The 21909-nt window shown below is 28.1% G+C and carries 22 protein-coding genes; 11 read left to right on the plus strand and 11 right to left on the minus strand.

The features are described from left to right. The first annotated feature begins 45 nt into the window (after positions 1–45). Genes CCANL266_RS03550 through CCANL266_RS03565 form a run of 4 tightly spaced genes read left to right on the plus strand, consistent with a single transcriptional unit; the run spans position 46 to position 9607 of the window. Positions 46–5664, plus strand: coding sequence for a two-partner secretion domain-containing protein (locus tag CCANL266_RS03550; RefSeq protein ID WP_172231455.1), 5619 nt, complete (start codon positions 46–48; stop codon positions 5662–5664). Further along, positions 5661–7268: a ShlB/FhaC/HecB family hemolysin secretion/activation protein gene (locus CCANL266_RS03555; protein ID WP_224315949.1), complete on the plus strand. Its 1608-nt coding sequence runs from the start codon at positions 5661–5663 to the stop codon at positions 7266–7268. The genes CCANL266_RS03550 and CCANL266_RS03555 overlap by 4 nt, the downstream gene beginning before the upstream one ends. A gap of 57 nt (positions 7269–7325) precedes the next feature. Next, complete coding sequence (locus CCANL266_RS03560; protein WP_244948143.1) at positions 7326–8801, plus strand: SulP family inorganic anion transporter; 1476 nt, start codon at positions 7326–7328, stop codon at positions 8799–8801. Continuing rightward, on the plus strand, positions 8801–9607 hold the full coding sequence (locus CCANL266_RS03565) for a universal stress protein (RefSeq protein ID WP_172231458.1): 807 nt from the start codon (positions 8801–8803) through the stop codon (positions 9605–9607). Before CCANL266_RS03560 ends, CCANL266_RS03565 begins: the two co-directional genes overlap by 1 nt. Here the strand turns inward: CCANL266_RS03565 and CCANL266_RS03570 are convergent, their stop codons facing one another. Then, complete coding sequence (locus CCANL266_RS03570) at positions 9608–10048, minus strand: Crp/Fnr family transcriptional regulator (protein WP_224315950.1); 441 nt, start codon at positions 10046–10048, stop codon at positions 9608–9610. It abuts the gene before it with no gap. 212 nt (positions 10049–10260) lie between these two features. Between CCANL266_RS03570 and CCANL266_RS09535 the strand changes: the two genes are divergently transcribed. After that, positions 10261–10452, plus strand: coding sequence for a YgaP family membrane protein (locus CCANL266_RS09535; RefSeq protein WP_224315956.1), 192 nt, complete (start codon positions 10261–10263; stop codon positions 10450–10452). Here the strand turns inward: CCANL266_RS09535 and CCANL266_RS03575 are convergent. Both CCANL266_RS03575 and ung read right to left on the minus strand, forming a co-directional pair. Beyond that, entirely contained in the window at positions 10449–11141 is a 693-nt protein-coding gene (locus CCANL266_RS03575; RefSeq protein ID WP_172231461.1) for an aspartate/glutamate racemase family protein, read from the minus strand. The genes CCANL266_RS09535 and CCANL266_RS03575 overlap by 4 nt on opposite strands. Before the next feature lie 8 nt (positions 11142–11149). Continuing rightward, a complete protein-coding gene (gene ung, locus CCANL266_RS03580) occupies positions 11150–11821 on the minus strand; it encodes a uracil-DNA glycosylase (RefSeq protein ID WP_172231464.1) in 672 nt (223 codons plus the stop codon). Between the two features lie 50 nt (positions 11822–11871). Here ung and CCANL266_RS03585 point away from each other — a divergent pair, with 50 nt between their 5' ends. After that, positions 11872–12450 (plus strand): DJ-1 family glyoxalase III, encoded by a 579-nt coding sequence (locus tag CCANL266_RS03585; RefSeq protein ID WP_172231467.1) that lies wholly within the window; start codon positions 11872–11874, stop codon positions 12448–12450. After that, positions 12450–12872, plus strand: coding sequence for a Sua5 YciO YrdC YwlC family protein (locus CCANL266_RS03590; RefSeq protein WP_172231470.1), 423 nt, complete (start codon positions 12450–12452; stop codon positions 12870–12872). Before CCANL266_RS03585 ends, CCANL266_RS03590 begins: the two co-directional genes overlap by 1 nt. Before the next feature lie 2 nt (positions 12873–12874). On the opposite strand, the gene CCANL266_RS03595 is transcribed toward CCANL266_RS03590, so the two are convergent. The 8 genes from CCANL266_RS03595 to ureG all read right to left on the minus strand — a co-directional run bounded on the left by CCANL266_RS03595 (position 12875) and on the right by ureG (position 18597). Further along, entirely contained in the window at positions 12875–13576 is a 702-nt protein-coding gene (locus CCANL266_RS03595; protein WP_172231473.1) for a hypothetical protein, read from the minus strand. Between the two features lie 154 nt (positions 13577–13730). Next, positions 13731–14411, minus strand: coding sequence for an urease accessory protein UreF (locus CCANL266_RS03600; RefSeq protein ID WP_172231476.1), 681 nt, complete (start codon positions 14409–14411; stop codon positions 13731–13733). After that, positions 14411–14851, minus strand: a complete 441-nt coding sequence (locus tag CCANL266_RS03605; RefSeq protein WP_172231479.1) for an urease accessory protein UreE — start codon at positions 14849–14851, stop codon at positions 14411–14413. The genes CCANL266_RS03600 and CCANL266_RS03605 overlap by 1 nt, the downstream gene beginning before the upstream one ends. 8 nt (positions 14852–14859) lie before the next feature. Next, positions 14860–16566 carry an urease subunit alpha gene (gene ureC, locus CCANL266_RS03610; protein WP_172231482.1) on the minus strand — a complete coding sequence of 569 codons (1707 nt, stop codon included), beginning with the start codon at positions 16564–16566 and terminating at the stop codon, positions 14860–14862. Between the two features lie 9 nt (positions 16567–16575). Next, positions 16576–16881, minus strand: coding sequence for an urease subunit beta (gene ureB, locus CCANL266_RS03615; protein WP_172231485.1), 306 nt, complete (start codon positions 16879–16881; stop codon positions 16576–16578). Between the two features lie 10 nt (positions 16882–16891). After that, entirely contained in the window at positions 16892–17194 is a 303-nt protein-coding gene (locus CCANL266_RS03620; protein ID WP_172231488.1) for an urease subunit gamma, read from the minus strand. A gap of 54 nt (positions 17195–17248) precedes the next feature. Further along, positions 17249–17989, minus strand: a complete 741-nt coding sequence (locus CCANL266_RS03625) for an urease accessory protein UreD (protein WP_172231491.1) — start codon at positions 17987–17989, stop codon at positions 17249–17251. Further along, the gene (gene ureG, locus CCANL266_RS03630; protein WP_172231494.1) at positions 17989–18597 is read right to left on the minus strand and encodes an urease accessory protein UreG; all 609 of its coding nucleotides are present in this window, start codon (positions 18595–18597) and stop codon (positions 17989–17991) included. The genes CCANL266_RS03625 and ureG overlap by 1 nt, the downstream gene beginning before the upstream one ends. Before the next feature lie 364 nt (positions 18598–18961). On the opposite strand from ureG, the gene CCANL266_RS03635 reads away from it, so the two are divergent. The 4 genes from CCANL266_RS03635 (at position 18962) to CCANL266_RS03650 (ending at position 21907) form a co-directional block, all read left to right on the plus strand. Beyond that, entirely contained in the window at positions 18962–20032 is a 1071-nt protein-coding gene (locus CCANL266_RS03635) for a DMT family transporter (protein ID WP_172231497.1), read from the plus strand. A 130-nt stretch (positions 20033–20162) separates the two neighbouring features. Next, entirely contained in the window at positions 20163–21203 is a 1041-nt protein-coding gene (locus CCANL266_RS03640; RefSeq protein ID WP_172231500.1) for a c-type cytochrome, read from the plus strand. A 60-nt stretch (positions 21204–21263) separates the two neighbouring features. Continuing rightward, positions 21264–21593 (plus strand): DMT family transporter, encoded by a 330-nt coding sequence (locus CCANL266_RS03645; protein WP_172231503.1) that lies wholly within the window; start codon positions 21264–21266, stop codon positions 21591–21593. Continuing rightward, a complete protein-coding gene (locus tag CCANL266_RS03650) occupies positions 21593–21907 on the plus strand; it encodes a DMT family transporter (protein WP_172231506.1) in 315 nt (104 codons plus the stop codon). The genes CCANL266_RS03645 and CCANL266_RS03650 overlap by 1 nt, the downstream gene beginning before the upstream one ends. The last annotated feature ends 2 nt before the right edge of the window (positions 21908–21909 follow it).

Consider the following 21909-nt stretch of genomic DNA (forward strand, 5'->3'; position numbering starts at 1 on the left):
AAATATATTTTTTTTAAAAAAATACAAAAAAAGTCTTTTAATTAAATGAAAATTTTATTAGAATGCGACATTGTATTTAATACAAAAACACAAGGAGATAACTTGAACACTTCAAAAACTAAAAAATTTACAAGCATCACCCTTAGTTTAGCGTTAATAAACGCTTTGTTTATCAATAATCTTGCAGCAGCAGATTTAAGAATAAGAAATATTAACAACATTAAAACAGATGTTAATATGGCAAAATCAGAAAACTTAACAGATGTTATTAATATCAACAAAGCTAATGGCAATGGAATTTCTCACAATGTTTTTAGCAATTTTGATATTTATGATGGTGTAATTTTTAACAACTCATTAAAAGATGGTAATTCGGTTACTGGAGGTTTTGTTCAAAAAAATCCTAATTTAAGCACAAGTGCAAATACTATTATAAATGAAATTACAAGCAAAAGTGCAAGTAATATAAGCGGTGCCTTAGAAATCTTTGGAAATAAAGCAAATTTAATCATCGCAAATGAAAATGGGCTTAATGTAAATAATGCTTCATTTATTAATACAAAAGGCGTTAGCTTAAGTACAGGGCTTTTTAATAATGCAAATATCAATGTAAATTCAAATGCGGCGATTAATCTAAGCAATGATATTAAAGTAGATGGGGATTATTTTAATGTAATTGCAAGAAGTATGCAAGTTGCTGCAAATATAAAACACTTTGATGATAACAAAATTTTAAATAATATTAATTTAATAGCAGGAAACAACGAAGTAAGCCTTAGCGATATGGCAAATCCAAAAATAACAGCAACAAAGCAAAAAGAAAAAAGCGATGCGGAATTTGCTATTGATGCTAAGCTAGTTGGCTCTATGTATGCAAATAATATTAATTTTATAAGCACTGAAGAAGGACTTGGGGTAAGACACCAAGGTGTGATTAAAAGTGCTAAAGATGTTATGATTAAAGCAAATGCAAAAGTGCAAACAAATATAATTGATGCAGCAAATCAGGCAAATATTGATGCAAATAGCATTGAAAGTAATATTTTAAATGCAAAAAATATAAAATTAAATGCTAAAGATGATATTACAAATTATGGTTTAATCCTTGCAGATGATGTAAAAATTAATGCAAATGATTATATTAACTCAAATGAAGTAAAAGCAAAAGATGTTAATGAAGTAAAGTTAGCAGCGGATAATATAAGCATAAATACAAAAAATAATTTTATTAATAAGGCAAATATTAACTCTACTCAAAATATCAACATTAACACTAAGAATTTTGACAATAAAGCAAATATCAGCGCAAATGAAAATGTAAATATTAATCTAAACGATAATAGCTTTAAAAATTCAGGCAAAATTACAAGCCAAAACAATATTAATTTAAATGCGCTTTCTTCAAATTTAGATATTAATGACAATAACGCTTATGCAAAAAATTCATTAAATATCAATGCAAAGCAAGACTTAAATATTAATTCTAAGCTTGAAAATCCATACAATATAAGCTTAGTTGCTAAAAATATCAATATAAATAATCTTTTAGCAAGTAATAAAACCTTAAGCTTGGTTGCAAGTAATGCAATTTACAATAAAGCTTATATTTTTGCTAATGATAGCTTAGATTTTAGTGCTTTTAGTGTAAAAAATGATGGTACTTTTGATAGTGCAAAAGATATATTTATTAGAACAAATATTTTAAATAACAATGCTTATATTTTTGCTGAAAATAACTTAAATATAAACGCAAGTGTTATTAGCAATAACGCAAGTTTGACAGGAGATATTACTAAAAAATATCAAATGATAAATGGAACAGGCTGGGTAAATTACGGAGATACAGCATTTAAAAGATGGAAAATGCAAACAGGAGTTTATGTTCCAGTATTTAATAACTCTTTAGGCGCAAACCAAGCTTTAATGCAAGCAAAAAATATTTATATCAATAACGATACAAAAGAAATTGGCTTATTAAACAATAGCGGAAAAATCATTGCAAATAATGATTTAAAAATCTATGCTGATATAAATAACATAACTTTAAATAAAGAAATAGGCATTAAAGAAATTTTAGAGCAAATTAAAGTTAATGGTTTTTATGCTTATGAATATTTAGGTTCTTGGAATACAAACTGGACTGATTATTTTAAAAATGGTATTAGTCTTTATGATGCTTTAGTATATTTTGCAAGCAACAAAGCAAAAAATCACCAAAGAGGTTCAGCTTGGAATGCTTTAAAAGATGTTGCTTCAAAAAATAAAGCATTAGATGAGTATTTTAAACTATTATTTGGCAATGATTATGCTTATACAAGTTATGTTCCAAGCTTTAACAAGTGGAATTTAAATGCAAAGGTAGTATTTAATGCTAAAGATGCAGCTTTAATTAGCGCAAACAATGCGAATTTGGTTTCAAATGTAAATAATCAAGGTTTAAATAAAGATTTAAAAGATAGCTTTAAAATGATTAATTCAACGCTAAATCAAGCAATCAATGATAAGGCTTTAATTTTAAAATCTTTACCTAAGAATTTTGATATTTTTAAAGCAGGTAGTTCTAAAGATGGAATTAATTATGAATACAAAAGTGATGAGAATTTAATCAATGCAAATAATTATTATGGCTTTGCAAATATTGCAAAAGATTTAAATGCTAAAGATGTATTGCTTTTAGGCGATGCTTATTTTGATTACAGACTTATTAATTCTATGCTAAGTAATTCTTTGGGTTTTTCTTTAGATAATAATGAAATTAAAGCTCTTATTGATAATGGTGTAGAATATTTTAAAAATAATGATTTAAAAATAGGTGAAAGTTTAAATAAAAGCAGTATTGATAATTTAGATAAAGATATGATTGTTTATGTAAATGTAAGATACAAAAACAAAGAAGTTTTAGCTCCAATGCTTTACTTATCAAAACAAAGTCTAGCTAAAGTTAAAGCAAACAATCAGCTTTCAAGTATTTTAGCTAAAAATGAAGTAAATATTAATACAAATGAACTTCACTTTGCTTTTTCATCTTTAAATGCTGATAAAGTAAATATTAGTACAAATGAAGCTAATTTAAATAGTGCAAAAATTAATGCTAATAAAGATGTAAATATTAATGCGCAAAATGTAAATCTTACTTCAAACAAAAGTGTTGATAATACATTTAATTTAGAAAATAAAGCTGAAATTAATGCAAATAATATAAACATTGAAAGCGATAAAAATATAGAGCTTAGCAATGCGAATTTAAATGCAAAAAATGATATTAATTTAACTTCAAATAATGAAAGTGTTAATATTAAAAATGATGTTATTGATAATTCAAAATTTACTCTTAAAGAAGGTTTGGAAAACACAATTTCTTTTAGTAAAAATGAAGAAATTTTAAGCTCTAATTTAAATGCAAACAATATTAACATTAACGCAAATAAAAATGTTGATATTACAGCTTCAAATGTAAAGGCTAAAGATAATATAAATGTAAATGCTAATGATATTAATGTAAGTAGTGCAAACGCAAGTTCAAATGCAAATTTATCTGTTTATTTTTCAGGTCAAAAAGAAGGTCAAATGGCAGAAGATACTTACACTAATATAGAAGTTAATAAAAGCAATGCCGTATCAAGCAATTTAAATGCAAATAATATAATTTTAAATGCAAATAATAATGCAAAAATTGTAGCTTCAAATATTAATGCAGAAAATAATGCAAAAATTACTGCAGAAAATGTAAATATTGCAAATGCAAACAATACAAGCTCTAGCAAAGAAAGCCTTAGCAGTATGCAAGTTTTAGGCTACAAGCAAAGCCACACAAATACTGAAGAAAGCTTAGTTGCTAGCTCAAATATTAAAGCAGGTAATCTTGAAATTAATGCAAATGATAACTTTAGTTTAAAAGGTTCAAATATTGACGCTAAAGAAAGTAGTATTAATGCAAATAGCGCTGATTTTATTGCAGCAAGCAATTCTTATAAACAAACAAAAGATTACATAGGAATTGGAGTTTTTGCTAATGCTGGTTTAGAATTAGCACAAAAAGGCGTAAATGCTTCTTATAGCTTTAATAAAGATGTAAATCAAAGTGGGCTAACTACAGCAGCAAATAGTATAACAAGTTCAAACTTGTATTCAAATACCTTTGCAAATGTTGATGTAGGTTTAGAATTTGCAAACACAAAATCAAGTGAAGAGAAAAATTATTACACCCACAATAAGTTAAATGTTGATAATTTAAATATTAATGCTAAAAATAATCTTGATATAGGCTCAATGAATATTGAAGCTAAAAAAGATGTAAATATAAGTGCAGCTGATATTAATAGCACGGTTTATACTGATACAAGCTCTAAAGAGCAAAGCGGTTCTAGCATTTTCTTAAGACAAAGAGTAAAAGCAACTAGTGCAATTGCTTCAGCAATCAATCAAGCAGCGCAAAATGTTTATGCAGAACAAGCAAATAAAGGTGTAAATGGTGCAATTGCAGCAGCTCAAGCTGTGGCAAATAGTATTAATATTGCTACTAATAAATTAGCAGGAATAACTTCTATGCAAAGTGTTGGAATTTCACATTCAAATAGTGAAAGTAAAAATACAAGCGATAATATAAATAAAATTAATGCTAATAATATAAATATCACTAGCACAAAAGGAGATATTACGCTTAATGGTTATGAACTTGCTGCAAATGATAGTGTTAAAATTAACGCTAAAAAAGACTTTAATCTTAATGCGGTAAAAAATACAGAAGATAGCAAATCATCAAATTTCACCTTACTTGCAAGTGTAACTGAAAATGTGGGTATTGATGTTAAAAACGGTGCTTCATTATCAGGCGGACTTGATGGATATGCTGAAGGTTCGTATAAAAGTACTCAAGCTACAAATTATAAAAATTCAAGCATTAATGCAAAAAATAATTTTACGCTTACAACAGGCAATGATGCAAATTTAGATGGAGCAAATATTAGCGCAAAAAGTGCTGATTTAAATGTAGCAAATGATTTAAATATAAATTCTAAGGTTGATACTCTTAAATCTAATTCTTATTTTGCAATGCTTGATGCAAGTGCTTCTGCAGGGCTTTCTAGTTCACACATTGTTGCAGGAGATGCTTCAGGCGGTATTGGATTTGGTTATGCAAAAACCGATAATAAAGAAGTTAAAAATCAAAGTTCAATCAGCGTAAGAGACGAGCTTAATGCTAATATTAATAAAGATTTAAATCTAAATGCAGCAGTTTTAAACTCAAATACTCAAGAAGGTAAAATAAATATAGCAGGTAAGCTAAATAATAACGATTTAGATTTATACAAAAAAAGCGATGGTGCTAAGGTTATTATTAATGCTGGACAAGATGGAAGCTTTGGTGGCACAATACAAATTAATGACCACATTGAAAGTGATACAAAATTAAATTCAGCAATCAATGTAAAAACTAATACCAATACAGATATTAGCACAAATACACACAATACTAGCACTACAACTGATAAATCTTGGGCTGGTGGAAGTATTAATTTAAATACAGCTATTTCAAAAGTAAAAGATGGAATTTCAAAACTTAAGGATGGCTATAACGCATTAACAGGTAAAACAGGAAGCTATGATGTTAGCAAAGAAATTCCTGTTCATATTAATGAAGAAACAAATGACACTAGATTATGAGAAAAACACTTATTTTATTTATTCTTGCTGGGCTTTTAAATGCTCAGCAAGATAATATGTTTGATATATTAAATAAACAAGAGCAAAGATATTTAATAAAGCAAGAAATAAATGAATTAAAAAATAAAAAAATAATAAAAGAAGAAGTTTTAAAACAAGAGCAAATCAAAGAAGATAAGGTCTTTTTCTTTAAAAAAACCTTTGCTATTAATGAAGATTCTTTGGCTAAGGATTTAAATAAATATTTAAAAAAATACGATAATTCCTTTTTAACTTATAATTTAATTTTTGAACTTATCAAAGACGCAAATAATTATATTATTAAAAAAGGTTTTAGCAATTCAATAGTTGATATTGCTGAATTTTCAAATCAAGAGCTAAAACTCGTTATTCGTTATGCTTACATAAATGATATTTATTTAAATGAAAAAAAATATCCCCTACAAATTAAACTTGCAAGTCCTTTAGCTAAAAATGATATTTTTAATATTTATGATTTTGATACAGCAATAGAAAATCTAAAAAACGGCACAAAGGAATTTTCTTCAAGTATAAAAGCAAGTTCTAAAGATGGATATTCAGATATTTTTATTACAAGAAAGATTAAAAAACTTGCCTTTATTGCTTCTTTAGACAATAGTGCAGATAAAAATACAGGAGAATATAAAGCAAATACTCATTTAATTATCAACAACCCCTTTAATTTAAACGATACTTTAAGGTTTTCCTTTATAAAAACTTTGCTTAAAAAAAGCAGCGACAAAGCAAATTTATATGTTGCAGGTTATAATATTGCTTTGCAAAATTATAAATTATCTTATTCTTTGCAATATAGCGATAATAAAAATATGCTTAATGATGATTTAGCAAATAAAAGCAAAAGTTTAAAACACAAAATTTCTCTTTCAAGAATTATTTATAGAAATAATATTGACAAGCTTTCAGCCTATGTTGATTTAAATTTAAAAGACAATACAAATAAAATTAACGATATTAAACTTGAATTGTCAAGCAAAAAATACAGTAATATAGCAACAGGAATAAATTATTCAAGCATAATTTTTAATGGTTATTTGTTTTTTAATTTAGAGTATCAAAAAGGCTTAGCAATATTTGGTGCTAAAAAAGATTATGATAGTTTATATACAAGCTTGTTTAATAAAATAAATACAAATATTTCTTACCAAAAAAACTATTTTTTAAGTGAAAATAATTCACTTTCTTTTGAATCAAATTTTTATGCGAGTTATTCTAAGGATTCTTTGCTTAATGCTGATAAAATGCTAGTGGGCGATGAATACAGTGTGCGTGGTTTTAAGCAAAGTCAGGCTGCTTGGGATTTAGGTTTTTATCACAATAACACCGTTTATCTTAATTCAAATTATTTATTTAACAATTTCTTACCCTTTCTTGGTTTAGATTATGCTTATGGAAGAGATTATTATTTAGACAATAACGATTTTTTAGTAGGTTTAGCCTTTGGTTTTAAATACAGTATTAAAAATTTTAGTTTTGATTTAACTATGTCAAAAGCCTTGCATAAATCTTACAATATGCCAAAAGAAAATATGCCTATTTATCTTAAATTCTCTGCTAATTTATAACTCATTTTAAACAATATTATTGTATAAACAAATATTTATTATTTATTAGGAGTTATTTTGAATAAAAAATTAAATTTTTCTATTTTAAAAACAGAGGCCTTAGCAGGGCTTGTTGTTGGTTTTGCTATTATACCAGAAGCTATTGCTTTTAGTTTAATAGCTGGTGTTAGCCCGCAGGTTGGAATTTATGCTAGTATTTGTATTTTGCTTGTTAATTCAATTGCTGGTGGAAGAAGGGCTTTGATTTCTGCTGCTACTGGAGCTATGGCTTTAGTTATGGTTACTTTGGTAAAAAATTACGGTATTGATTATTTGCTATTAGCAGGTATCTTAGCAGGACTAATACAAATTCTTTTTGCTTTTTTTAAAATAGCTAAATTAATGAGTTACATCCCACGCTCTGTTATGATAGCCTTTGTAAATGCCTTAGCTATTTTGATTTTTGCTGCACAGCTTGATGAGATAAGATTATTTAATTTAAACGCACTTATTGTTTTTATTGTTGCTTTAGCTATTATTTACTTATTTCCTTTAGTGCCAAAGATTGGCAAAATACTTCCTAGCTCTTTACTTGCCATTGTTCTTTTAACTATTTTAAGTATTTGTTTTGATTTTGATGTAAGAAGTATAAAAGATTTAGGAGAATTGCCAAGCTCTTTGCCTAGTTTTTTACTACCTAATGTGTCTTTAAATCTTGAAACTTTAAAAATAATATTCCCTTATTCATTAAGTTTAGCAATTGTTGGAATTGTTGAAAGTTTAATGACTTCAAGTGTATTAGATGAGATTACAGCAAGTAAAAGCAATAAAAATCGTGAATGTATAGGGCAGGGCATTTCAAATATTGTTGCAAATTTATTTGGTGGAATGGCAGGTTGTGGAATGATAGGGCAATCAATTATAAATGTAAAATCTGGCGCTAGAACTAGAATTTCCACTTTTTTAGCTGGTTTTTATTTATGTTTAATTATTTTATTTTTTGCTGATTTTGTAAATGAAATTCCTATGGCAGTTTTAGTAGCAATTATGACTATGGTTTCAATAGGAACCTTTGATTTTTCTAGTATTAAAAAACTAAAAAGTAATCCTTTTAGTTATAATTTTGTTATGTTATCTTCAATGTTTATTACATTGTATTCGCATAATCTTGCTTTAGGCGTTGTAACGGGAGTTATTTTAGAAGCATTATTTTTTGTAAATAAACTTTCTTCTTTTTTATATTGTAAAAAAATTATTAACAATGATATAATAACTTATGAGTTTTCAGGTCAAATATTTTTTAAAAGCACTGAAAAACTTTATAGCGAGTTTGATTTTGTAAATATTTATAAAAGCGTTATTATTGATGTTAGCAAGGCTCATATTTGGGATTTAAGTGCTATTTATAACCTTGATAAAATTATTTTAAAATTAAGACAAAATGGTAGCAAGGTACAATTGCTTGGTTTAAACGAAGCAAGTGCTAGTATGCTAGATAAATTTAGTGTAATTAATAATGAAAAAGAAAGTAAAAAATTATTAGGAGGTCATTGATGGAAAAAGAAATTTTAGTTTGTATTGACAACGAGCAAAACATAGAAAAAATATGCAACAATGCTATTTATTGTGCTAAAAAATTAAATACAAATCTTAGTTTTTTACACGCTTTAGAAGGGCTTAGTGTAGATAAAAATGATTTTTCAGCTACTTTACAAGCAAATGATATTGATAAAATTTTAAAAGAATTTTATGAAAAGGAAATTTCTTATGCTGAAGAAAAAATTAGTATTAATAAAGATTTATTAGCAAAATGCCAAGAAATTTGTGAAAAACAAGGAGTAAAAAGTAATACTTTGTATTTAAAAGCAGATTTAAAAGAAAGTATTTTAAAACTTGAAAAAGACTATAAGTTATTAATTTTAGGTCATTTTAACGAAAATGATAAAAGCAAACATTTATTAAGAATATTAAAGGCTACAAATATTGCTATTATGCTTGCTGGAAATAAAACAAATGATATTAAAAAGGTGCTGATTGCTTATAATGGTGATGAAAAATTTATCATAGCCTTAAAAAAATATTTAAATACCAATTTATTTAAAAATTTACAAATTGAACTAGCTTATATTGGGCATAATTTAGATATGCTAAATAATGGTAGAAAATTATTTTTAGAGCATAATATTAGCGTTGGCGTTAAAGAACTTAAAGATGTGCAAGAATTTTTAAATTATTCAAATAATTTTGATGCTATTTTTATGGGTGCTTATAGAGATTTTATTTTTAGGAATTTATTTAGCACTGCAATTAGCAAGGAGATTATCACTAATTATAAAAAATCAATTTTTATTTTAAAATAATTATTGTAAAAGAATAATCTCTTTTTTATTTTGTTTTATGAGTTTATCTTTTTGCATATTCTTTAAAAGGCGAGAGATAAGCTCTCTTGAACTACCCAAATGCAAAGCAATTTCTTCATGCGAAAGGCTAATTATTTTATTTTTAGCCTTTGCTTTTAAAAACTCATTTAATCTTACACTAAGCGGAGTAAAAAGGGCTTGTTTTAAAATATTTACCAAAGCATTAAAACGCATAGCCATAAGCTTTAAAACATAATCATAACTTTTAGGATATTTATCTTTTAACATAGTAAAAAGCTCTTTTGCTATTATTTCGCATTCTTGACTACTTTGAATAAAAATATTATAAGCAATTTTTTCAAAAACACAATCTTGGCACATCATACAAGCATCATCTTTATTTAATTCAAAAATAGTAATCTCTTTAGCCGTATTTGACATAATAAAGGCCCTAAAATTTCCACTTAAAACAATCACAAAGCCCAAACATTCATCTGCTAAGACATTTACATCTTTAGGAAGCTTTTTAAAATATGCTTGTTGTATTATTAAATTTAAATCTTCTTGATTTAAGTTATAATCTTTAAAAAAATGCTAATAATTTTTTTACCCATAAAAACTCCTAAAAATTCTTAAGTAATTTTATTACTTAAATAAAAAGAAGTTTAAGAATTATTATAGCCTTGCTTATTTTTGCTGCGGGAATTTATTATTCATCATTTTTTGCATTAATAGGGCTTATTCTATTGCTTACGAGGATATTTAAAGTTTGTCCTATTAGGGTTTTAACAGGCAAACAAGCTTGCCCGCTAGGAGTTTGCCCTATATCAAAAAAGAAAAATTAATCTTTTAAAGCTTCATTAGCAGCATCAAGGGCGTGAATAAGGCTTGTATCAAAAATCTTGATATTTGTATCGTTTTTGGATATTAATAAACCAATTTCAGTACAAGCTAAAAGCACTCCCTTTGCCCCTTTTTCTTGTAGTTTTTTTATAATATTTAAATATTTTTCTTTAGAATCTTGTTTGATTTCACCCTTGCAAAGCTCATTAAAAATAATATCATTAACGATTTTTATATCTTCATCGCTAGGAATAATAACGCTAATATTTTCTTCAATAAGCACTTTTTTATAAAAATCCTGAGTCATTGTGTATTTAGTACCCAATAAACCAATTTTTTGTATGTTTTCTTGTTTTAAAGCCTTAGCAGAACTTTTTGCAATATGCAAAATAGGGATATTTATGTTTTGTTGAATTTCATTAAAAACCTTATGCATAGTATTAGTTGCAATTATTATAAAACTAGCCCCTGCAAGTTCTAATTTTTTAGCACATTGAGTTAAAATTTGTGCAGCTTCTTGCCATTTATCTTGGCTTTGTAAATTTTCTATTTCTTCAAAATTAACACTATAAAGTAAAATTTTTGCAGAATTTAAAGATTTTAATTTATCATTTATAGCTTGATTTATTGTTTTATAATAAGTAATAGTGCTTTCAAAACTCATTCCGCCTATAATACCAATAGTTTTCATTATCTTCCTTAATCTATTTTCCAATCTATGGTAATTTTACCAACTTTTTTTAAAAATTCATTAGCTTTTGAAAAATGCTTACAAGCTAAAAATCCTGTTCTAGCTAAAGGGCTTGGGTGGGCTGCTTTTAAAATCAAATGCTTAGTATTATCAATCAAAATCTCCTTGCTTTTTGCGTAATTTCCCCAAAGCATAAAAACAAGCCCTGATTTTTCATTGCTTAATTTATGTATTATAGCATCACTAAATTCTTGCCAACCCCACGAACTATGGCTAGCTGCTTTATTTGCTTCAACACTAAGAATAGAATTTAAAAGCAAAACTCCTTGTTTTGCCCAAGGGCTTAAATCTCCGCTTTTTGCTGGAGTGATGTTTAAATCATTTTGTAATTCTTTAAAAATATTCTTAAGACTTGGTGGGATTTTTACATTTTTTGGAACCGAAAAACTAAGCCCCATTGCTTGATTTTCTTGATGATAAGGGTCTTGTCCTAGGATAATAATTTTAATTTCTTTTAAAGGACATAAATTAAAAGCATTAAAAATTAAATCCTTTGGCGGATAGATAATTTTGCCTTCTTTTAATGCTTTTTCATAGTGTTTTTTTATATTTATAAAATATTCTTTTTTAAATTCATCTTGTAAAAACTCTTGCCAATCATCATTTAGTTTTATAATCATATATTATCCTTTTTCAAATAATATCTAAAAAAGTTTTAAAAGGAGTGAGAATGAAAAATATACTAATTCCATTTGCAAATGGCAATGAGGATATAGAGCTAATAAGTATTGTTGATATTTTAACAAGGGCAAAAAATGGTGGTGCAAAACTCAATATTATTTGTGCAGCTTTAAACGATAGCTTAGAAGTAAAGCTTGATAGCGGACTTGTTGTAAAAGCACATACAACGCTTAATCAAGTAGATTTTTCAACTCTTGATGGTATTGTTTTAGCGGGTGGTTTTGATGGAATGAATAATCTTAAAAATGATGAAAGAATTATAAATATCATTAAAGATTTAAATTCAAAGAAAAAACTCGTAGCAGCGCTTTGTGCATCGCCTATGGTGTTAGATAAAGCAGGTGTTATTAAGGGTGATTTTACTTGTTATCCAGGTTGTCAAAATGGCATTAACGCAAATCATAAAAGCAATAAATTTGTAGTGGTAAATGAAAACGTAATTACAGGAATTGGCCCTATTGCATCAAGCTTTTTTGCTTTAACTATTTTAAAAGAGCTTGGTTTTAAAGAAGCTTATGAAGGTGTAAAAGAAGGTTTTTTAATTAATCATTTTAATATCGAGTTTTAATGATTTATCTTGCACAAACTGATACTACAGCAGGTTTTTTAAGTAAGGATTTAAAAAAAATAAACGCTTTAAAAAATAGAGATGAAAATCAACCTTGCTTAATAACCACTGCTAAATTTAGCGAATTAAAAACTCTTGCTAGAATTCCAAATGCTTTTAAAAACTATGTAAGAAGGGCAAAAAAAACTACCTTTATTTATGCAAATAAAAAGGCTATTCGTGTTGTAAGAGATTGTAAGCATGCAGAATTTTTAAGAGAGAATGGATATTTTTATTCTTCATCAGCAAATAAGCACGGATGTAAATTTGATGAAAAGTGGGCAAGAAGTGTTGCTGATATTATTGTAGATGAGAATTTTTTTGAAAGCAGTCCTTCAAGTATAAAAAAATTCTCAAAAAAAAGAATGTTTAAGATTCGCTAAACTTACTCGCTAAGTAGATTTATAAAAAAATTTTCTTTTTCTAAATAATTATTGTGATGTATTTTTAACCTTTGATAATTTTCATTAGGCATAAAAATTTTATTGAAGATATCAGAGCTTAATTTTTGCAAAAAAGAATACGCCAAGTATTGTTCAAATAAGTTTATTTTATTATTTTTATCATTATTAAAGAAATTAACACAATTTTTTGCTGATTTTATAGCTAATATTAATCTTTTTTCCTTTTTTTCTTTTATATTTATTTTATTCATAGCATTTAAGATATTTAAATATGAAGAATATATGTTTTCATCACATTTTCTATAAGAAATTGTGCTTAATTTATCAAATTCTTCTTGAGCTTTTTTTAAATCTTTTTTGTTGTAATTAAGTATTGCATTGTGGCAATATAATAAAATTTTCTTTTTTAAAATTAAAGAATAATATACACAATTTTGCGCATTATTTTTACAGTGTTGTAAATATTCATTTTCATATTTTAATAAGTCTTTTAAGTTATCAATATTATTTATACAAGCTTGGATTATATTGTTTTTACAGTATTTTTCATTGATATCTTTAATTAAAGTTGGATTAAAATAAGCTTTAATTGCTTGTAATTTATACTCGTTTTCTAAGTTATTTATTTGAGCTGAGTACAGCAAGGTAGTAGCAAGGTAAAATAATATAAATTTTCTTAACATAGCCTCTCCTTTATGCTTTAATTTAAATTTAATTAATAATATTAAATATTAAATTAATATATTTTATAATAGCTTTGTAATTATTTGTAAGAAAGTTTAAAATAATATTCTAATTTTTAAAAAAAGTAAAAATCACAAAGAGTGATTTTTACAATCAAGACATAAATAACCTAAAATCAAGTTTTTCGTGTGCAAACATAGCAATATCTAGCTCATGATGTGTGCTAAATAATCTATAATCACAATTATTTAAACTAAAGGAATTATTTTTTAAAGAATTATCAGCTATTTGCTTAGCCTTTAATGCACACTTTTTTGCTAAATCTATGTTTTTATAAAGCAATTCGCTTGATTTTCTATAAGATAGTGGTATAGCACGAGTTGCATTTTGTGTAAGAGTTTTTATACAAGCATAAGCATAACTTTCAACTTTATCATCAGCTAAAACGCTAAAAGCAATAGCAGGATGAGTATAGTTGTCGTTATCGCAGATTTTAAAATACCATTTTGCTAAGTCATTATGCATAAATTCAGTATTTTTCAAAGTTGCCCTTGCCATATTTATTGCACCAGTTCTTGATTCAAAACTTGCTATTGAAGCATTTGCAATTCTTGCTAGTTTTAAAAGGCTAAGTCTTTTTTCTTTTAATTTGCAAGCAAGTATATATACAGCAGCATCAGCAGGGGCAAAAACATCAAGCATATAACTTTCTAGCCATACTTGATAACTTTGCTCATTTTTTATCTTACCCCAAGAAATATAGCTTTCAAGACCAAAGCTATGTGAGTATGCACCATTAGCAAAGGTGCTATCAAATAAAAATTGCCCTAACATTAGTGGTGATGACTCGCATGTTTTAAAGCGTGGCGTAACACTTTTGAAGTTCTTTCGTACTCAACCTTATTTTCATCTAGCCATTGTGCAATTAAATAATCATCTTCAACTATCATCATACCATCTTCAAATACAGCTGGAGTATGTCTATTTCCAATAGAGTGAGCAACAAAACCCATTTGCATCATATCCTTAGCTTTAATCACAATAACATTTTGTGGTAGGCAATCTACCACAAAAATTCTTGTATCATCTTCTGCTAATACATCACCATTATGAAAATGACCACCATCTAGACTAACGCCTATTTCAATTCCACTATCACTTTTTAATCTAAGTATATGTTTTAATCTATCATCAGGCGATACTTTTACTTTATCTATGCTTTTGCCTTTTGTATCATAGTCTTTTATATTGCCTAGTATGGTTTTAACTATCATTTTTTCTCCTAGAATAAGTAATATCTTTGTGCTAATGGTAATTCATTTAATGGTTCGCTATAAGCTTCTTTACCATCAACTGTAACCACATAAGTTTGTGGGTCTACTTCAATTTTAGGAGTAGCATTATTTAGCTTCATATCAGATTTTTTAGCACTTGCTGCACCTTTAATAGCTAGAACTTGTTTTTTAATACCATATTCTTTAGCTACATTTGCATCAACTGCCATTTTGCACATAAAGCTATAGCAAGTTTCGTGTAATGCTACACCATAAGCACCGAACATATTTCTATGCATTACTGGTTGTGGGGTAGGGATTGATGCGTTGCTATCGCCCATTACTGAATGTAAGCAAAATCCACCTTTGATAATCATTTTTGGTTTTGTTCCAAATGTTTTTGGGTCCCATAAAACTAGGTCAGCAATTTTACCAACTTCAACGCTACCAATATATTCACTAACACCTGCAGCTATTGCTGGGTTGATTGTATATTTTGCTACATAGCGTTTAATACGATTATTATCATCGTGTTCTGCATCACCTTCTAAAACACCTCTTTGCATTTTCATTTTATGAGCTGTTTGCCAAGTTCTACTTACAACTTCGCCAATTCTTCCCATAGCTTGAGAGTCAGAACTCATAATAGAAATTACACCCATATCGTGTAATACGTCTTCAGCACCTATTGTTTCTTTTCTAATACGGCTATCAGCAAAAGCAACGTCTTCTTTAACATTTTTGCTTAAGTGGTGGCATACCATTAGCATATCTAAATGCTCTTCAATAGTATTTACTGTAAATGGCATAGTTGGGTTAGTTGATGCTGGTAAAATATTTGGTTCGCCTGCTAGTTTGATAATATCAGGAGCGTGTCCTCCACCTGCACCTTCTGTGTGGAAAGTATGGATTGTTCTACCTGCAATAGCAGCTTTTGTATCTTCAACGCAACCATATTCGTTTAGTGTATCAGTGTGAATTCCAACAGAAACATCAGCAATTTCAGCAGCTTTTAAAGCATTGTCAATCGCACTCTTAGTTGTTCCCCAGTCTTCGTGGATTTTAAGACCAGCAGCACCAGCTCTTAATTGCTCAAGGTTAGCTTCAACATTTGAACCATGTCCTTTTGCGTATAAACCGATATTAATTGGTAAATCATCAGTTCCTTGTAACATTCTTTTAATATTAAAAATTCCTGGTGTGCAAGTAGTAGCTTTTGAACCATCGTTTGGACCAGTACCACCACCAAATAATGTTGTAATACCGTTACTTAAAGCTTCATCAACTTGTTCAGGGTTAATAAAGTGAATATGTGTATCAACACCACCTGCAGTAACAATCATACCTTCACCAGCAAGAGCTTCAGTACCAACACCTGTAACAAAGTCAATATCATCAGTAATATCAGGGTTACCACCTTTACCAATAGCGTGGATTTTACCATTTTTAATACCAATATCAGCTTTGTAAATTCCTGTATAGTCAATAATAAGAGCGTTAGTAATAACTAAATCAACTACATCTTTATCTAGTAAGCGTGAGTTTTGTCCCATGCCATCACGAAGTGTTTTACCACCACCAAATTTACATTCTTCACCATATTTAGTGTAATCTTTTTCAACTTTAGCAAAAAGGTTTGTATCTGCTAGTCTTATACTGTCCCCTGTTGTAGGACCAAAATGTGATGCATATTCTGCTCTAGTAATTTTAAACATAGCTTCTCCTTATAATTTTCCATTAATTTTGCAGTTTTGTCCCCATACTTCACGAGCACCTGCTAAATCAATTAATTTAACCGTTTTCTTTACACCTGGTTCAAAACGAACTGCAGTACCGCTTATGATATCTAAGCGTTTTCCACGAGCTTTTTCTCTATCAAAAACTAAAAGTGCATTTGTTTCATAAAAATGAAAGTGAGAGCCAACTTGAACAGGTCTATCACCACTGTTTGTAACTTCTAATTCTATTGCTTCACGACCTTCGTTGCAAACGATATCGCCTTGTGCATAAATAATTTCACCAAGTTTCATAATTAACTCCTTAATTTATTGGATTATGGATGGTAACTAGTTTTGTTCCATCTTTAAATGTTGCTTCTACTTGAACTTCATTAACTACATCAGCAACACCTTCCATTACTTGGTCTTTGCGTATAACATTTTTACCTTCGTTCATTAAATCGCTTACGCTTTTACCTTCTCTAGCACCTTCTAAAACATAATCACTAATAATTGCGATTGCTTCAGGACAATTTAATTTTACTCCACGCTCTAAACGTTTGCGTGCTACAACTGCTGCATAGCTTAACAAGAGTTTTTCTTGTTCTTTTTTTGTTAAAGTCATATTTGCTCCTTTAATAAAATGATTAAATTTGTATTTTTTGTTTTAAAATTATTATTATCTAGTAATGACGACATTCATATCAACTCCTTGTAAGAATTTAAGTTTTATTTCATTTATATGTTTTAATGCAATATCATTATCTTTAGCTAATATACGCACGATTTGATTATCGTTTATTGTACTTGTATGCATAATAATCTCATCATTATGTAAAGATTCTATTTGTATATTTGCTCTTATTATGATGGTGTAAAAATATTCATAAGAGTAAAGTGAAAGTAGGTTTGTTTTATCTTCGTATGAAAAAACATCATTTAATGCTAGTTTGTTATTTATATAAAGTCTAAAAAGCATACTTGCTTTAAAATCTCCATTTGCATAACCTAAATACCCACCATCTAAATAAAATAATTTAGAATTTTCTTGTGCAAAAACACAAGCTTTACTTTTAAAATCAGAATTTTTATAAAAAATATTTGCATCATTATGAAAAACTAAAACAGAATTATCATCTACTTTAATTTCTGTATTTAAAGTAGAAGCTCCTTTGTATATTTTTTGATTTGACTGAGATTGTAAAGTAGCCTTTGTATTTTCAACTTCAAAACATTGAAAATAATTATCTCCACCAACCAAACCACCGCCTAAAGTGCTTAAATACGCAAAAAACTCATTATGCTTATTTTGCGAACAGTCTTCACCAAACTTAATAGGTAATTCAAGTAATCTTTGCATACCTTTTTGGTAGTGCTTAACTAAATGAGCATTTTGTAGTTTTATGTGTAAAACGCTCATTACAAGCCCTTAAGTAAGCAGTTTTTTTCTATCCACTCAATTACTTTATCTAAACCTTCATCTTTTTTAAGATTTGTAAAGAAAAATTCTTTATCTTTTCTAAATTGCTTAGTATCGCTTTCCATTACACTAAGATTTGCCCCAACATAAGGCGCTAAGTCCGTTTTATTAATAACAAATAAATCAGATTTAATCATACCAGCACCTGCTTTACGAGGAATTTTTTCACCTTGTGCAACATCAATTACATAAATACTAAAATCAACTAAATCAGGGCTAAATGTTGCAGCTAGGTTATCTCCGCCACTTTCTAAAAATAATAAATCAAGATTAAATTTTTTTTCTAATTCATTTAACGCAGCTTCATTCATTGAAGCATCTTCTCTAATTGCTGTGTGTGGACATCCGCCTGTTTCAACTCCTATAATACGCTCGGTTGCTAAAACGCTATTTTTAGCTAAAAACAAAGCATCTTCTTTTGTATAAATATCGTTTGTAACTACGCCTATTTCATATTTAGAACTCATAGCACGAACCAATCTTTCAATTAAAAGAGTTTTTCCTGCTCCAACAGGACCGCCAACGCCTATTCTTACTGGTTTTTTCATTTTATATTTCCTAAAATAAATTTTTAATAAATGTTATTTAAGTTTATGTGATATTAGCTTAAATTTTACTTAAAAAAATTAAATAATTTTTTAAACAACTAAATAACGTGATAAAAGATATTCATTTTCAATAAACAAAGCATTAATAAGTAAAAAAATAAATATTTAATCAATATCTATTAAAAAGTTTATTTACCAGTTATATAGATATTTAAAAAAATTTTAAAAAAATTATTTTTTATAAATTTTTTAATAAAAAAAAAAAAAACAGAATTTTTTAAGAATATTTTAATGTTAATCATCTATGATTGCTAATTTATTTACAAAATAAATAGAAATATTTATCATTTATTAAGGAGTTTGTATGAACAACAATGACTTAAGAGGTAACGCTACGGCAATGACCTATGTCATATTCTTAGTGGGAATTTTATTCCTATCATTTACTGCACCTTGGCAAAAGTTATCTAACTTTGACCCTGCTACTGGTGCGTTTATGCGTTGTTTAATTGGAACAGTTTGCCTTATTCCATTTGCAATTATGGAAGCTAAGAAAATTGGCAAATTAACCAAAAAAGGTGTTATGCTATCTATTTTAGCTGGACTTGTTTTAGGTATCGACTTTACTGCGTGGAACTACTCAATTTATTTTGTTGGTTCAGGTATTGCTTCAATTTTATTAAATATTCAAGTAATTATGTTACCTGCACTAGCTTTCATTACAGATAGAGAAAGAATTCCATTTAGTTACTATTTTATTGCACCTATTATGTTAGCTGGTGTTATCTTAGCTGGTGGTGCTTTAGAAAATGGTATTGTTGATCCAAATGGTCCTCAAACAGTATTTGGTTTTGGAATTATGGCAGTTGGAACAGTTTGTGGTCTTACTTCAGGTTTTTGCTATGGTATATATTTATTCGCAAGTAGAAGAGCGGGTAGAATTGGTAATGGACAAGTGGTTCAACCGATTTTAATATCAAGTGCTGCACAATTAGTTGCTCCTACAATTTGGGCTTTCTTAATCACAGGAAATGGCTTTATATTTGACCAAGGTGTTATGGTTGATACTGCTTTAGGAATTAAAGCAATGCACTTAGACCAAGGTTCTATGGAAGCTCTAACAAGCGTATTTGCTAATGTTGCTGTTGGTGATGCTATTACTGCAACAAACTGGATGTGGATGATTGTTTTAGGTACAGCTGGACAAGCTGCTGCTTGGACATTTGCACAACACGGTTCAGTAAAATTAAACCCAACTTTAGGTGCTGGTTTATTAATCTTAAGCCCAATTGCAACTGTTGCACTTATTGGACCACTTATGTTTGGCGAAAGTTCATCTTTACTACAAAAAGTAGGGGTTATTATTGCTTTATTAGCTGTTGCTTACCAAAACGGACTTGTAACTGCTTTATTAAACAAACTAAAAGGTAAATAATTTATATATTTGGCTCTAATATTTAGAGCCAAATCTTTTAAAAAAACTTAAAAATTCTTTTTAATATAAAAAATATCTTATTTTCTAAGTGCATACTTTTTATAATTCCATAAAATTTTATGGAGGAATTATGAAAAAGTTTTTATTTTTGTCTTTTGTTGTAATATCATATCTTAATGCTAAAAATATTAGCGAATATAAAATTGGTGATGAGTTAAGCGATAAAGAGGGCGTTTTATATTTTAAAGAGTTATCTAAAAGAGCTAAACAAGAATGGCCTAAGAAGGTGCTAAGTATTGATGATATTCCTAACACAGAAGAAGGAGAATTAATACGCTATGGCATAGAACTTTTAACTAATACAGAAAAACTTTTAGGACCATATAGTAAATTAAAAATGACAAGCAATGAAGTAAATTGTATATCTTGCCATATGGACAATGATGCTAATGGCTTGCCAGGTACAAAAAAGTATGTTATTCCATTTTTAAATGTTATAAATAATTATCCAAAACTTGATATTGAAACTATGAAAATTATATCTTTAGAAGATAGAATTCGTGGAATGAGTGGTAGTGATGCAAAAAGATTTCCTGATGATTCTAAACAAATGAAAGCAATTATTGCTTATTTTAAATGGTTAAAAGAAAGTTATGGAATTAAAGATGGAGTAGGGCTTGAGGGAGATTTTTTTGCTAAGATGAATTTTGCTAATCGCCCTGCAGACCCTGTGCGTGGTAAAGAACTTTTTAAGGAATATTGTGTTGTTTGCCATCAAGAAGATGGGCGTGGGGTAAAAAATGATAATTATGAGCAAGGAGAAGGGCATTTATATCCATCTTTACTTATTTATCCTGATGGTGGTCATATGTCTATGATACCTTTTTTAGCAAGATTTTTAAAATCATCTATGCCTTTTGGCGCAAGTGCTGATAATCCTATATTAAGTGATGATGAAGCACTTGATATAGCAGCTTATGTAAATACAGGATTTTTAAGGCTACCTATATTAACAACCGAAAATCGTGCAGGGCTTGATACAGCGTACAGTAAATCGCCATCGTTAAAACCTGAATATTTTGCATCGCCACAACAAATTCTTGACCCGCAAGAATATATAAAAGTAAAGTATGGCCCTTGGAAAAATCCTAATTATTTTGCAGGTGAATAACATTTATTTACCTCAAAATTAATATAAATCAATATTATTAAGCCTTTTTAAAGGTTGCGTATGAGTGTATATAACATTGCTTGGTTTTATGTATTAATTGGTGGTTTAGTTGAATGCGTGTGGGTAAGTGGATTAAAACATTCAAGTGAATTATGGCATTATGCTTTGACAGTTATTGGAATTTGTATTTCTTTTACTTGTATGATAAAGGCTTGTAAAAAGATAGAAGTAAGCATTGCTTATAGTGTATTTGTTGGAATTGGCACAGCAGGAGTTGTTTTAGCAGAAATTTTTATTTTTAATGAAACTTTTTCTTTCTTAAAGGTATTTTTTGTATTTTTATTACTTTTTGCGGTAATTGGTTTAAAGCTTAGCACAAAGGAAGCTTAATGTCTTGGATTTTTTTACTTATCGCAGGTATATTTGAAATTGTTGGTGTATTTATTATGAAAAAATATACACAAAGTAATAACATAAAGTATTTGTTGTTACTTATGCTTTGTTTTGCTTGTTCGTTTGCTATGCTTAGCCTTAGTATGAAAGAAATTGCTATGAGCATTGCTTATGCAATTTGGACAGGTATTGGTGCTGGAGGCGGAGTTTTAGTCGCAATTATATTCTTTAAAGAAAGCAAAAACTTTTTAAAACTCTTTTTTATTTTTATAATTTTATTTTCAAGTATTGCTTTAAAATTACTTATTTAGGA

The organism is Campylobacter canadensis, assembly GCF_013177655.1.
Taxonomy (GTDB): domain Bacteria; phylum Campylobacterota; class Campylobacteria; order Campylobacterales; family Campylobacteraceae; genus Campylobacter_E; species Campylobacter_E canadensis.

Coding starts and splice junctions, on each gene's coding strand:
- ureG (WP_172231494.1), bottom strand. CDS start 18,597: ATGAAAAAACCAGTAAGAATAGGCGTTGGCGGTCCTGTTGGAGCAGGA.
- CCANL266_RS03600 (WP_172231476.1), bottom strand. CDS start 14,411: ATGTTAGGGCAATTTTTATTTGATAGCACCTTTGCTAATGGTGCATAC.
- CCANL266_RS03555 (WP_224315949.1), top strand. CDS start 5,661: ATGAGAAAAACACTTATTTTATTTATTCTTGCTGGGCTTTTAAATGCT.
- ureB (WP_172231485.1), bottom strand. CDS start 16,881: ATGAAACTTGGTGAAATTATTTATGCACAAGGCGATATCGTTTGCAAC.
- CCANL266_RS03565 (WP_172231458.1), top strand. CDS start 8,801: ATGGAAAAAGAAATTTTAGTTTGTATTGACAACGAGCAAAACATAGAA.
- CCANL266_RS03645 (WP_172231503.1), top strand. CDS start 21,264: ATGAGTGTATATAACATTGCTTGGTTTTATGTATTAATTGGTGGTTTA.
- CCANL266_RS03595 (WP_172231473.1), bottom strand. CDS start 13,576: ATGTTAAGAAAATTTATATTATTTTACCTTGCTACTACCTTGCTGTAC.
- CCANL266_RS03625 (WP_172231491.1), bottom strand. CDS start 17,989: ATGAGCGTTTTACACATAAAACTACAAAATGCTCATTTAGTTAAGCAC.
- CCANL266_RS03640 (WP_172231500.1), top strand. CDS start 20,163: ATGAAAAAGTTTTTATTTTTGTCTTTTGTTGTAATATCATATCTTAAT.
- CCANL266_RS03585 (WP_172231467.1), top strand. CDS start 11,872: ATGAAAAATATACTAATTCCATTTGCAAATGGCAATGAGGATATAGAG.
- CCANL266_RS03575 (WP_172231461.1), bottom strand. CDS start 11,141: ATGAAAACTATTGGTATTATAGGCGGAATGAGTTTTGAAAGCACTATT.
- ung (WP_172231464.1), bottom strand. CDS start 11,821: ATGATTATAAAACTAAATGATGATTGGCAAGAGTTTTTACAAGATGAA.
- CCANL266_RS03550 (WP_172231455.1), top strand. CDS start 46: ATGAAAATTTTATTAGAATGCGACATTGTATTTAATACAAAAACACAA.
- ureC (WP_172231482.1), bottom strand. CDS start 16,566: ATGTTTAAAATTACTAGAGCAGAATATGCATCACATTTTGGTCCTACA.
- CCANL266_RS03590 (WP_172231470.1), top strand. CDS start 12,450: ATGATTTATCTTGCACAAACTGATACTACAGCAGGTTTTTTAAGTAAG.
- CCANL266_RS03635 (WP_172231497.1), top strand. CDS start 18,962: ATGAACAACAATGACTTAAGAGGTAACGCTACGGCAATGACCTATGTC.
- CCANL266_RS03650 (WP_172231506.1), top strand. CDS start 21,593: ATGTCTTGGATTTTTTTACTTATCGCAGGTATATTTGAAATTGTTGGT.
- CCANL266_RS03570 (WP_224315950.1), bottom strand. CDS start 10,048: ATGTCAAATACGGCTAAAGAGATTACTATTTTTGAATTAAATAAAGAT.
- CCANL266_RS03620 (WP_172231488.1), bottom strand. CDS start 17,194: ATGACTTTAACAAAAAAAGAACAAGAAAAACTCTTGTTAAGCTATGCA.
- CCANL266_RS03605 (WP_172231479.1), bottom strand. CDS start 14,851: ATGATAGTTAAAACCATACTAGGCAATATAAAAGACTATGATACAAAA.